This window comes from Bradyrhizobium sp. CB82 (assembly GCF_029714405.1).
In the GTDB taxonomy this organism is placed as follows: Bacteria; Pseudomonadota; Alphaproteobacteria; order Rhizobiales; family Xanthobacteraceae; genus Bradyrhizobium.
Genome location: NZ_CP121650.1, coordinates 8,830,706 through 8,842,756 on the forward strand (window position 1 = coordinate 8,830,706; position 12,051 = coordinate 8,842,756).

12 protein-coding genes and 2 pseudogenes are annotated in these 12,051 nt (G+C 63.6%); 7 read left to right on the forward strand and 7 right to left on the reverse strand.

Annotated elements, in window-relative coordinates; translation table 11 throughout:
* Positions 1–165: 165 nt before the first annotated feature.
* From QA640_RS41850 to QA640_RS41880, 7 genes are all read right to left on the reverse strand, one after another.
* A complete protein-coding gene (locus QA640_RS41850) occupies positions 166–891 on the reverse strand; it encodes an ABC transporter ATP-binding protein (RefSeq protein WP_283038431.1) in 726 nt (241 codons plus the stop codon).
* Complete coding sequence (locus tag QA640_RS41855) at positions 884–1,651, reverse strand: ABC transporter ATP-binding protein (protein WP_283038432.1); 768 nt, start codon at positions 1,649–1,651, stop codon at positions 884–886. The genes QA640_RS41850 and QA640_RS41855 overlap by 8 nt, the downstream gene beginning before the upstream one ends.
* Positions 1,644–2,588: a branched-chain amino acid ABC transporter permease gene (locus QA640_RS41860; RefSeq protein WP_283038433.1), complete on the reverse strand. Its 945-nt coding sequence runs from the start codon at positions 2,586–2,588 to the stop codon at positions 1,644–1,646. Before QA640_RS41860 ends, QA640_RS41855 begins: the two co-directional genes overlap by 8 nt.
* Complete coding sequence (locus QA640_RS41865; RefSeq protein ID WP_283038434.1) at positions 2,585–3,502, reverse strand: branched-chain amino acid ABC transporter permease; 918 nt, start codon at positions 3,500–3,502, stop codon at positions 2,585–2,587. The genes QA640_RS41860 and QA640_RS41865 overlap by 4 nt, the downstream gene beginning before the upstream one ends.
* Before the next feature lie 416 nt (positions 3,503–3,918).
* Positions 3,919–4,137 (reverse strand): hypothetical protein, encoded by a 219-nt coding sequence (locus QA640_RS41870; protein ID WP_283038435.1) that lies wholly within the window; start codon positions 4,135–4,137, stop codon positions 3,919–3,921.
* A 1-nt stretch (position 4,138) separates the two neighbouring features.
* Complete coding sequence (locus QA640_RS41875) at positions 4,139–4,798, reverse strand: acyl-homoserine-lactone synthase (protein ID WP_283038436.1); 660 nt, start codon at positions 4,796–4,798, stop codon at positions 4,139–4,141.
* An 83-nt stretch (positions 4,799–4,881) separates the two neighbouring features.
* Positions 4,882–5,622, reverse strand: a complete 741-nt coding sequence (locus QA640_RS41880; RefSeq protein ID WP_283038437.1) for a LuxR family transcriptional regulator — start codon at positions 5,620–5,622, stop codon at positions 4,882–4,884.
* Between the two features lie 166 nt (positions 5,623–5,788).
* On the opposite strand from QA640_RS41880, the gene QA640_RS41885 reads away from it, so the two are divergent.
* The 7 genes and pseudogenes from QA640_RS41885 to QA640_RS41915 all read left to right on the forward strand — a co-directional run bounded on the left by QA640_RS41885 (position 5,789) and on the right by QA640_RS41915 (position 11,654).
* Complete coding sequence (locus QA640_RS41885) at positions 5,789–5,965, forward strand: hypothetical protein (protein ID WP_283038438.1); 177 nt, start codon at positions 5,789–5,791, stop codon at positions 5,963–5,965.
* 235 nt (positions 5,966–6,200) lie between these two features.
* Positions 6,201–7,139, forward strand: a complete 939-nt coding sequence (locus QA640_RS41890; protein ID WP_283038439.1) for a LysR family transcriptional regulator — start codon at positions 6,201–6,203, stop codon at positions 7,137–7,139.
* 128 nt (positions 7,140–7,267) lie between these two features.
* A complete protein-coding gene (locus QA640_RS41895) occupies positions 7,268–8,146 on the forward strand; it encodes a shikimate dehydrogenase (protein WP_283038440.1) in 879 nt (292 codons plus the stop codon).
* A gap of 52 nt (positions 8,147–8,198) precedes the next feature.
* Positions 8,199–8,406, forward strand: a pseudogene (locus QA640_RS41900) (ABC transporter ATP-binding protein); the annotation flags it as partial.
* Positions 8,407–8,518: 112 nt separating this feature from the next.
* Positions 8,519–8,647: pseudogene (locus QA640_RS41905) on the forward strand (ABC transporter ATP-binding protein); the annotation flags it as partial.
* A gap of 80 nt (positions 8,648–8,727) precedes the next feature.
* A complete protein-coding gene (locus QA640_RS41910; protein WP_283038442.1) occupies positions 8,728–9,786 on the forward strand; it encodes a Gfo/Idh/MocA family oxidoreductase in 1,059 nt (352 codons plus the stop codon).
* The gene (locus tag QA640_RS41915) at positions 9,783–11,654 is read left to right on the forward strand and encodes a sugar phosphate isomerase/epimerase and 4-hydroxyphenylpyruvate domain-containing protein (protein ID WP_283038443.1); all 1,872 of its coding nucleotides are present in this window, start codon (positions 9,783–9,785) and stop codon (positions 11,652–11,654) included. Before QA640_RS41910 ends, QA640_RS41915 begins: the two co-directional genes overlap by 4 nt.
* Positions 11,655–12,051: the final 397 nt, after the last annotated feature.

The following is a 12,051-nucleotide window of genomic DNA, read 5'->3' on the forward strand; positions in this document are numbered from 1 at the left end:
GCGCGCATCGCCTGTCGCGCTGAGCGCGACTGATGCGTTTAGGTAAGACGGATTGACCAAATAGCGGGCTTTCCCATGCGCAAACTGGCCTGCGCCAGGACGAAACCGCGGGATTGAGGCGAGCATTCCCTCATTGCCGGTGACGCGGCAAGGGCCGCGGAAAATCTAAATCCCCAGAAACCGGTGTTGCAATTCCGGCTCGGCCGTCAGCTCGTCCGAGGTGCCGCTCCACACCGTCTTGCCGCGCTCGATGATGTAGTGGCGGTCGCAGATGCGGGCGAGGTGGTCGACGTTCTTGTCGACGACCAGGATCGACTGACCGCGCTTCTTGAGCAGCGACAGGCAATTCCAGATTTCCTCGCGGATCAGCGGAGCGAGGCCTTCGGTCGCTTCATCGAGGATCAGGAGCTTTGGATTGGTCATCAGCGCGCGGCCGATCGCAAGCATCTGCTGCTCACCGCCGGAGAGCTGATTGCCCATGTTGGACGCGCGCTCGGCAAGGCGCGGGAACAGGACGTAGATCGCAGCGAGCGTCCAGGGTTTGTCACTGTCAAAGCGGTCGGCGGCGGCCGCGACGAGATTTTCGCGCACGGTGAGGTTTGGAAAGATCTGGCGTCCCTCGGGGACGAGGCCGACGCCGAGCTTTGCGATCCGGTAGGACGGAAGCTGCCGCACCTCCGAGCCTGCAAAGCGGATCGCGCCCGCGCGTGCTGGTGTCAGGCCCATGATGGAGCGGATGGTGGTGGTCTTGCCCATGCCGTTGCGGCCCATCAACGAGACCATCTCGCCCGCCTTGATCGATAGCGACAGGCCGAACAGCACCTGGGAGAGCCCGTAGCAGGTCTCGATGCCGTCGACGTCGAGCAGCGTGTCAGCCATCCGGTCAACCATGGCGCGTCACCACATGCTGATCGCCGAGATAGGCGCGCTTGACCTCGTCGTTCCCTCGGATTGCGGCCGGATCACCGGAGGCAATGACGCGGCCATAGACCAGCACCGAGATGCGATCGGCGAGCGCGAACACCGCTGGCATGTCATGCTCGACCAGCACGATCGAGACTTCTTTCCGCAGATCCTGAAGCAGCTTCACCATCCGCTGGGATTCGGTGACGCCGAGTCCGGCCATCGGCTCGTCCAGCAGCAGGATCTTCGGCTTGCTCGCCAGCGCAACCGCAAGCTCGAGTTCGCGCCGCTCGCCATGGCTGAGCCGGGACACCAGGACATCCGCGCGATGCGACAGGCCGACACGATCGAGCGCGGCATGGGCAGCATCGCGCAGGCCCTTCTCCTTCCGCGCATTGGCAAAGAAGCGGAACGAGGTGCCGGCGTGCGCCTGCGCTGCGAGCGCGACATTGTCGGCAGCGGTGAAGTCGAGCAGCAGCGAGGTGATCTGGAACGAGCGCGCGAGCCCCAGCGCGCAGCGACGAAAGGCCGGCAGATAGGTGATATCGCGCCCGCCCAGCGAGACGCTGCCCGCATGCGGCGAGAGGTGCCCGGTGAGCTGGCTGATCAGCGTGGTCTTGCCGGCGCCGTTCGGGCCGATGATGGCGTGCAGCTCGCCGGCCGCGACATCAAGCGAGACGCGGTCGGTTGCGGTGATGCCGCCGAAGCGGCGCACCAGATTTTCGACGCGAAGTAGCGGTTCAGCCACGACCGGCCCTCCCGAGCAGGCCCATGATGCCGCCGCGGCCGAACAGCACGATCAGCAGCAAGAGCGGGCCCATGATCAGCGCCCAATATTCGGTGATCTGCGACAGGAATTCTTCCAGCAGCAGATATACCACCGCACCCATGACCGGGCCGAACAGCGTACCCATGCCGCCGAGGATCACCATCACCATGAGGTCGCCGGAGCGGGTCCAGTACATCACGGCCGGGCTGACGAAATCGGTGTTGTTGGCGAGCAGCGCCCCCGCAAGGCCGCACATCGTGCCCGCGATGACGAAGCAGACGAGCTGGTAACGTTTTGCCGGAAAGCCGATCGCCTGCATCCGCTGCTCGTTGGAGCGCAGCCCCTGCACGACGAGACCAAAGCGTGAATTGACGATGCGCCAGATCAGGAAGATGACGCCGAACAGGCAGGCGAGGCAGAGATAGTAGAACTGCACACGGCTGGAGAGATTGACCAGCCCGGAAAAGTCGCTGCGCTTGTAGACGGTGAGACCGTCGTCGCCGCCATAGCGCGCGAGGCCCGAGGCGACGTAGTAGGCCATCTGCGCGAAGGCGAGCGTGATCATGATGAAATAGACGCCGCGCGTGCGCAAGGACAGCGCGCCGATCACGAGCGCGTAAGTCGCAGAGGCAGCGAGCGCGACCGGAAACTGGACGAAGCCGGAGCCGACGCCCTCCTGCGCCAGGATGCCGACGGCGTAGCCGCCGATGCCGAGATAGGCGGCGTGGCCAAAGCTCATCATGCCGCCATAGCCCATGATGAGGTTGAGGCTTGCGGCCGCCAGCGCCAGGATGACGATGCGGGTGAACAGCGTCAGGATGAAGATGTTGCCAGACAGCTGCGAATAGAGCGGCAGCAGCACGAGGCCTGCCAGCACCAGGGCCGTGACGACCTTGCTCACGCCCAGGGTCTTCATCGGCGACTGGCCGGAAACAGCCCCTCCGGCCGCACCACCAGCACGATCGCCATCAGGAGATAGATCAGCATCGAAGACAGCGCTGGCGCTGCTGTGGACGCTGCAGTCGAACTCAGGATCTGGCGCAGCAGATTCGGCAGGAAGGCGCGGCCGAGCGTGTCGATCATTCCGACGAAGATCGCCGCGAGGAACGCGCCGCGGATCGAGCCGATGCCGCCGATCACGATGATGACGAAAGCAAGGATCAGGATGTTCTCGCCCATGCCGATCTGCACGGTGAGGATCGGCGCCTGCATCAAGCCGGCGAGGCCCGCGAGTGCAGCCCCTAAGCCGAACACCAGCGTGTAGAGCAGCTTGATGTTGATGCCGAGCGCGCCGATCATCTCGCGGTTGGAGGCGCCGGCGCGGATCAGCATGCCGATGCGGGTGCGCATGACGCCGAGATAGAGCAGCAGCGCGACCAGCAGGGCGACCACGATGATGGCGAGCCGATAGGCCGGATAATAGACGCCGGGCAGGATCGGCACCGGCACGGTGAGCCAGGGCGGCAGAGGGAGTGCCAGGCCCGCCGGACCCCAGATCAGCCGCACCGCTTCATTGAAGAACAGGATGAGCCCGAAGGTCGCGAGCACGTGGTCGAGATGATCGCGGCCATAGAGATGCCTGAGCGCCACGACTTCGAGCACGATGCCGAGCACGAGCGTCGCCCCGAGCGCAAGCAGCGCGCCCAGCAGGAAATTGCCGGTCCAGGCCACGAAGGTCGCGGCGAAATAGGCGCCCATCATGTAGAGCGAGCCATGCGCGAGATTGACGAGATCCATGATCCCGAACACCAGCGTCAGCCCGGCGGCCAGCAGGAAGAGAAGCAGCCCGAACTGCAATCCGTTGAGGAATTGTTCGACGACGAGCAGCATCGATGCTCTTTCAGCCACGCATCACGTTGCGCCGATGTTCGAACACGGCCGCCATCAGTGAAAGAGCTCCCCCTGCCTCTTCAAGGCAAAAATCGGTAACGGCAGTATCGTTCCGACGCAAGAGCGATTCTGCGCCCGACATGCACTTTGTTGCATCTCGGCGCTTTCGATCCGACCCGGACTTGCAAACTGACTTGCAAGAAGGCTGCCGTTTGCGGATGAGACAACCTGCCGCACCTGCCGTCTGCTCGGAGAGGACGCAGGGTAAAAATTGAACGGTCAGGTTACCGGCGGCAGGCGCATCGCGCCATCGCAGGATGCGAGGCGGTACGCACGTCGCCGACGACGATCACCCCACCCCGGGGGCGTTCGTTGGGAGAGGGCGAAAGCCTTCGTTGAAATGAAGAGGGATGCGTCTAGTGCGACGTCATCTGGCGGGGAAGATCGGCCGGCTCGGCACGCTCGATGTTGACCGTCGCGGCCTCCAGCGCAGCCATCCGGAACAGATAGGCAAGCGTAGCCAGTCCGGAGTCTTCCGCCATCTGCGCGAGCTCGAGCGCCATGTCGGACATGTAGCAGAGGTTCTCGTCCTTGGTTCGCGCAATGATCTGGTTGTCCCGCATCATGTTCGACATCTCAGGCGCTCTTTCGTTGCGCAGCAGCGAAGCCGCAGAGGTTGGCACGGGCGACGGCGTCCAGACGGGGACCGTCCTGTCGCACGATCGAAGCCACGCCGATGCGACCATGCAGTGCATCGAGCGTCTGCCGGCGAATGTCGATCGTGGCCGCCAAGGTCCACGCGTTTTCCACCAGCGCCGGCAAGCCGAGCGGAGTCACGACGAAGCCGGCCTCCTGAAAGCGCGGCAACCACCAGGTTTCCATGATTGCGCTGACCTGCGCAATTCCCTGGCCGAGACAAAACTCCTGCACCGCCGCCATCAGTTGCAGGTTGAGAGCTCCGTCGCGGCGATCACGCACGATGAAGTAGCGCGACCACTCCCAGATCAGTGGATCGGCAGGGCAGCCGCGAACCGCAGCCAGATGCGGGAAGACCTCGCTCATCATCGAGGGCTTGGTCGTCGGGTAGAGCCGGTGACCGCCAATGACGCGGCGCCCCTCCAGCGCAAGCAGATAGACAGTGTCCTCGTTGTCGTAGGAATCGATCTCGCGGCGATCCGGCTTGCGCAGCGTCTCCCAGCGCCGCTCCTCGACGAAGATGTCGTGGCGCAGTCGGAAATGCTGCTCGATCACGTCTTCATAAAGGTGACGATTTACCGCGGAAATTGCGTGAATCATGAAAAACCCCCATTCAGCCTCAATGGGGGCAGCCTCTGCGAAAAGAGGCAGGTTCGATACTGGGAAATTTCCCAGTATGTCGCTTAAGGATTGATGATCTTGTTGCGAATTGCCAGCACAACCGCATGCGTGCGGTTGACGGCGCCGAGCTTGCGCGCCGCAGTAGCAAGATGTTCTTCGGCAGTGCGCTGCGTGATGTGCAGGATCTGGCCGATTTCCCAGGCCGACTTGCCCTGCGAGGCCCAGACCATCACCTCACGCTCGCGCGGGGTGAGGCGCGCCGAGGGATGCGGCGCCGGTTCGAGCAAGCGGCGAATATGGTCGAAGCCGTAAATCGCCATCAGGTGCAGCGCCGGCTTGCTGCGGGGATTGAGGTCGAGATGGACGCCACCGAGCGACACCGCGGCCTCGTAGCCGGTGAGCCCGTGGATCGGCACGATGAAGCCGCGCGACATGCGAAAATCGGTGGCGCGATTCATCACCTCGGCCGCATCCGGCTCGAGGTCGGCATCATAGGGCGCTTCCGACCATTCAAACGGATTGACCGATTGCCGGCACAGCCGCACCACCGGGTCGACACGGTCATAGTTGTTCTGAGTGTAGAGACTGAACCATCCCGGCGGCCAGCACTTGGCGAGCACCATCTGTGCAAACCGCTGGTCGGGATTCGGCAATCCCGTCACGATGATGGTTTCGAAGCCGAAGCGACCGAACGCCGCTTCGAGCGCATTCATGGCGTCCGGTACCTTGCGGTAGGTCCCCAGGCCTTCAATGAAGTCGAGCGCTTCCCGGCCATAATCTACGGCAGAGTCTACGGCGGACATCGGCGCGTTTCCTGACCCACGCCCTCCCGTATAGCATGTATTTGGAGGTTGACTCAACTTGTCGCTCCCGTAGTTTTGCGGTGGCGACCCGCACTGAAGATTTAATCTACTTGTGGAAGAATGGGCGTCAAGTTACACCTGTGGCGTCTGGAGCGGGAAAGCCACGATGGAAGACGAGAACATCGCCCTCAACAGCGTGCTCGGCCTGGAACTCAACCGCGTGTTCTTCGCTGTCCGCGAGATAGCGAACAAGCAGAAGATCATCGAGTTCGCGCGCGAGGTGCTGGAAAGCGAACGCGCCGATCTGCCCGACAGCGCCTCGCCCGAGGGACCGGCGAGCTAGAACGCAGTTGCAGCAATGGCGCCGATGAGACGGATCATGCCACGGCGCCGACATTCCATTATAACGGGCTGATTTTGGTCGAAACAACCTTGCCAACGTCGTTGGACCGGCGTCCCCCCCCTGCACGGGAAAACCACACAGCCGTTCATTTGACGGACATTTGCGGCTGGATGACATGACGTCTGTCGTGAGATGATCGTCGCTCACGATCGTCCATCGGGGATTGTCCAAGAGCATGATGACGCTGCGCCAGGTCGAAGTGATCCGTGCCGTGATGGTGACGGGGACCATCGGCGGCGCGGCGAAGCTGTTGAACGTCTCGGCGCCCGGCATCAGCCGTCTCGTCAAGTACACCGAACGCTCGCTTGGTATCCGCTTCTTCCAGCGCCAGAATGGACGCTACTTCCCGACGCCCGAGGCCGAGAACATTTTCGAGCAGATCAACGGCGTCTACAAGAAGGTCGACGACCTCTCCGAAATCATCTCCAAGATCGGCCGCGGCGGATTGTCGGAGCTGCGCATCGGCTCGGTGCCGAGCATCGCGCAGGTGATGGTACCGCGCGCGATCGAGCGCGTGCGGCGGCGCTATCCGGACCTCGGCATCGACATCAACATCTTGAAACTCGAGGAAGCGATCGACTATCTCATGCTCGGCCGCGGCGAGTGTGTCGCGATGAGCTATCGCCTCGAACATTCCGGCCTCGACTTCATGCCGCTCGCCTCGGGCGAGCTCTATTGCATCGTGCCGCCCGGCCATGAGCTCGCTGGCCGCAAGCAGGTCTCGGCGGCCGAGATCACGCGCTATCCGCTGATTGGCATCGATCCGAACGATCCTTACGGGCGGATCATGGCCGCGATCTTTGCCCGTCACCGGCTCGACTACAACATCACCATCCGCGCCCGCTTCGGCACCACCGTATGCGCGCTGGTGAAGGCGGGACTCGGGATCGCGATCATCGACCAGTTCACGGTCGCTCATGGCGGCTATCCCGGCATCGAGCTGTTGAAGATCACCGAGCCGACGCGGTTCGACACCTATGTCGCGGTCAAGCGCGGCGCGCCGCTCTCGCTCCATGTCGAATATTTCATCGAGCAGCTACGCGCCGAGATGCGCGCGATCGAGCCCTCGCACAGCAGCCAGAAGGGCGCCGCGGCACGCGGGCGCAAGAAATAACATTATGTTAGGTTCGTAGGATAAATGAGTAATTGTGTTAGACAGGGGTCAGGCTATCGTCGGGCTTGAGCTTTGCCAATTTCCGCGCAACACCGCGTGGCGAAACACACACCGAGACCAATCCGGATATGTCAACCCGCCGACCTCAGAAAATCCTCACCGGCCTGATCGGCGCGCCGATTGCGCATTCCGCCTCGCCTTCCATGCACGAGCGCGCCGCCGAGGCGCTGGGGCTGCGCGGCCACTACCAGCTCATCGAGGTCGCCGGCGCGGATGCCGCCGGCCTCAGCACAATGCTCGAGGGGGTGCGGCGCCTCGGCTTCGCCGGCGTCAACGTCACCTATCCCTACAAGGAAAAAGTGGTGCCGCTGCTCGATGAGCTTGCGCCGGGCGCTGCCGCCTTGGGCGCAGTCAATACCGTCGTCGTCCGGGATGGCCGGCTGATCGGCCACAACACCGACACCACGGGATTTGCCCGCGCGGTGGCGCCGCTGCTGGCGCCTGCGGACAACGCGGTCGCCCTGATCGGCGCTGGTGGCGTCGGCAAGGCGATCGCCTTTGCGCTGGCGAGCCGGAAGGTCTCCGACATTCGCATCGTCGACAGCGAGCCGGCGCGGGCGGAGAAGCTCGCCTCGCTCCTGAACACGAACGACGCAAAGGTCGGCGCGAGGGTCGCCTCGAGCGTCGAGGATGCGCTCGAGGGCGCAACCGGCCTGGTCAACGGCACGCCGGTCGGCATGCTGCCGAACCGGGACACCCCGGTGCAGCCGGCGCTGCTGCGTGCAAACCTCTGGGTCGCCGACGCCGTCTACTCACCGCTGATCACCCCGCTGCTCGCGGCCGCGAAGGCCACGGGCGCACGGATCATGACCGGGCGCGAGCTCGCGATCTACCAAGCCGCGGACGCGTTCGAACTGTTCACTGGCCTTGCCCCGTCGACCGAGGTCATGGGAGAGGCTTTTGACGCCGTGATGGCGGCACGCAGCGGCGCCTATCAGGCAGCTTGACGGAAAGCGGCCGGAAACAAGGCCGCTTGCAAAACTGACCCGGCGGCGTGAACCGACGATGCTGGCGGACCTCAAGGAGCGCCTGATCGCAATCAACCGCGAGAAGAACGCAACTTTCGTGGCGATCGAGCACAACATGGAATTCGTGGTCTCGCTGTGCTCGCGCGTGATGGTGATGTCAGAGCAAGGGCCTGGCGATGCGGCGACCGGACGAGGTGCACAGGAACCCAGCCGTAATCGAAGCCCATCTCGGACATTAAAGCGCGTTGGAGAATGAGATGAATCGTCATCGCACTTTAGATTGTTGTGTGCGTATGATCTTTTCGGAAAATTGCTGCGCACTTTTCCGAATCATGCGGTAGGAGGCGAGTGATGAGCGCCCCGATTCTCTCGGTTCACAATCCCGTCGGCGGCTACGGCAAGACGACGATTCCGAACGGCACGAGTTTCACCGTGCCGCAGGCCACCATCACCACCATCATCGGCGCAAACGGCGCCGGCGTCGACAAGGCAGAGCATATCCTCGGCGATCCCCGCATCGGGCAACTCTTCCTCGGCGGCGCAATGGAGGAGAGTGCGGCATGACCGCGCAGATGCGCATCGCCGTTGCCGGCGCCGGCCTGATCGGCCGCCGCCACATCGAGCTGATCGACGCCTCGCCGGACTGCGTGCTTGCGGGGATTGCCGATCCGTCGCCGGCGGCCAAGGAGTTTGCCGAAGCGCGCAACACACCCTGGCACGCCGATCACCGCGCGCTGCTGGTGCAGGAAAAGCCGGACGGGCTGATCATCGCCTCGCCGAATGCGCTGCATCTCCAGATGGCGCTCGATTGCGCGGCCGCAGAAACGCCGGCGCTGATCGAGAAGCCGGTGACCGACACGGTCGCCGCCGCCCAGCGACTCTGTACCGCGATCAAACGCACCGGCGTGCCGATGCTGGTCGGTCATCACCGCCGGCATAATCCGATCATCAAAGCGGCGCGCGAGACGGTGGCGAACGGCAGGCTCGGCCAGCTCACCGCCGTGGCCGGGTTATGGCTGCTGAGGAAGCCCGACGAATATTTCGAGACCGCCTGGCGGCGCGAAGTGGGCGGCGGACCTCTCCTGATCAATCTCATTCACGACATCGATAATCTCCGCTTCATCTGCGGCGAGATCGTCGAGGTGCAGGCGCTGACCTCGAACAAGGTCCGCGGCTTCGCGGTCGAGGACACCGCCGCGCTGCTGCTGCGATTCGCCAATGGCGCGTTGGGCACGGTGACGGTGTCCGATGCAACGCCCGCACCGTGGAGCTGGGAGCTGACCTCGGGCGAGAACGCGGTCTATCCCAGGCAAGACCAGCCTTGCTACATCTTTGCCGGCACCAGCTGCTCGCTGTCGGTGCCGTATATGGAACTGTGGTCCTATCCGCAAAATCCCACCTGGCATGCGCCGCTCCTTCGCGAGGCCGTCGCACTTTCCGCCTACGATCCGCTCGCCGAGCAGCTCCGGCATTTCCTTAGCCTGATCGCGGGCCGCGAGAAGCCGCTGATTTCGGTTGACGATGCGATGGGCACGCTCGCGGTCGTCGAGGCCGTCAGCGAGGCCGCGCGCACGGGACACAAAATATCGCCGGGCCGGATCATGGAGCAGACAGTATGAACCAACGCTCGATCGCAACGGTCTCTCTCTCAGGTGCGCTGGATGAAAAGCTCCGCGCTATCGCGTCGGCCGGCTTCGATGCCGTCGAGATCTTCGAGAACGACCTGTTGTCGTTCGGCGCAAGCCCGCGCGAGGTGGCGCGCCTCTGCAAGGATCTCAACCTCGAAATCTGCGCCTTCCAGCCGTTCCGCGATTTCGAGGGCATGCCGGAGCCGCAGCGCACGCGCAACTTTGCCCGCGCCGAGCGCAAGTTCGATTTGATGCAGGAGCTCGGCACCGACCTCCTCCTGATATGCAGCAACGTCTCGCCGGCTTCGCTGGGCGGCATCGACCGCGCCGCCGACGATTTCCGCGCGCTCGGCGATCGCGCTGCAAAACGTTCTCTACGCGTCGGCTACGAGGCGCTGGCCTGGGGACGCCACGTCAACGACTACCGCGATGCCTGGGAGATCGTGCGCCGCGCCGACCATCCGGCGATCGGCGTCATCCTCGACAGCTTTCACGCGCTGGCGCCGGGCTTTCCAACGCGCGCGATGGCCTCGATCCCCGGCGACAAGATCTTTCTGGTGCAGCTTGCCGATGCGCCGAGACTCGAGCTCGACATCCTCTCCTGGAGCCGGCACTTCCGCTCCTTCCCCGGCCAGGGCGATCTGCCGGTCGGCGAATTCATGGAAGCGATCGCGGCGACCGGCTATGCCGGGCCACTGTCACTCGAAATCTTCAACGACCAGTTCCGCGCCGGCTCCGCTGCACAGACGGCGACCGACGGCCTGCGCTCGCTCATTCTGTTGCAGGACCAGCTCGCGGCAGAATGGCCGAAGCTCGCAGACAAGCGGCTCGCCCCTAAGGCGAAGAGCCGTGGCACCGGTTTCGTCGAGTTCGCCGTCAACGAGACCAAGGCGGCCGAGCTTGCCGGCTTATTCTCGCAGCTCGGCTTCCGCAAGACCGGCAAGCACCGCAGCAAGGCAGTGGAGCGCTGGACGCAAGGCAAGGTGGAGCTCGTGATCAACTGCGAGACCGGCGGCTTTGCGCATTCCCACTATGTCACGCACGGCCCCGGCGTCTGCGCCATCGCGCTCGACGTCGACGATTCCAGCCGCGCCATGGCGCGCGCTGAAGCCCTGAAGGCTCGCACCTTCTATCAGCCCGTCGGCCCGGGCGAGCTGGAGATCCCCGCCATTCACGGCGTCGGCGGCAGCCTGCTCTATTTCCTCGACCAGGCCGGCAAGAACTGGGACACCGATTTCGAGCTGGTCGCAAGCAACGCCGGCGCCGATCAGCTTCTCGCGGTCGACCACATCGCGCAGTCGATGCCCTATGACGAGATGCTGTCGTGGCTGTTGTTCTATACCGGCATCCTCGATCTGACCCGCCTGCCGCAGATGGAGATCGCGGACCCCCGCGGCCTCGTGCAGAGCCAGGCGATCATCAATGGCGACCAGAGCCTGCGCTTCGTGCTCAACGGCTCCTCAGCCAACCGCACGTTGCCGGCGCGCTTCATCTCGGAGTTCTTTGGCTCGGGCGTGCAGCATATCGCCTTCTCCTGCCGGGACATCTTTGCGACGGTGGCCGCCATGCGCAAGCGCGGCGCGGAGTTTCTGGCAATCCCCGACAATTATTACGACGACATCGAAGCCAAATACGATCTCGCGCCCGAGGTGATGGCGCAACTTCGCGAGAACCAGATCCTCTACGACCGCGAGGACGATAGCGAGTTCTTCCAGGTCTATACGCACATCTTCGACGAACGCTTCTTCTTCGAGATCGTCGAGCGCCGCAACTATCAGGGTTTTGGCGCAGCGAATGCGGCGATCCGCCTCGCCGCCCAGGCCCGCGAGGTGCGCCCGGCAAGCATGCCACGGATCTGAGCGGATGCAACACGTTTGGCGGCGTCTGATGGGACAGCGGCCAAGCGCTGACTCGTACCGGGCTGCCGACGATCTTCAGCAGGCCTCAGCGCGGCATTCCACTCTCGATCAGATAGATTTCCTGGAGGTTCGATAGCTCGACCGAACGAAGCCGCGCATTCTCCTCAAGAACCCGCAGAACTTCATCTGGCGGCGATTCATCGTCGTCAAACTCTTCCCGAAGCAGTGGCGACAAGAATCCGAGGCGCATCATTGGACATGGCATTGTCTGCGGTTGAAATGATCTCCCGCTTCTCGCTGCGCGGCAAATAGTCGCTAGTCATGGCAAATCCCCACAACACGCCCCCAACCGGATTCGAAGGAATTCCACCAAGGCGCCAGCGGATTTGAGTCCGAA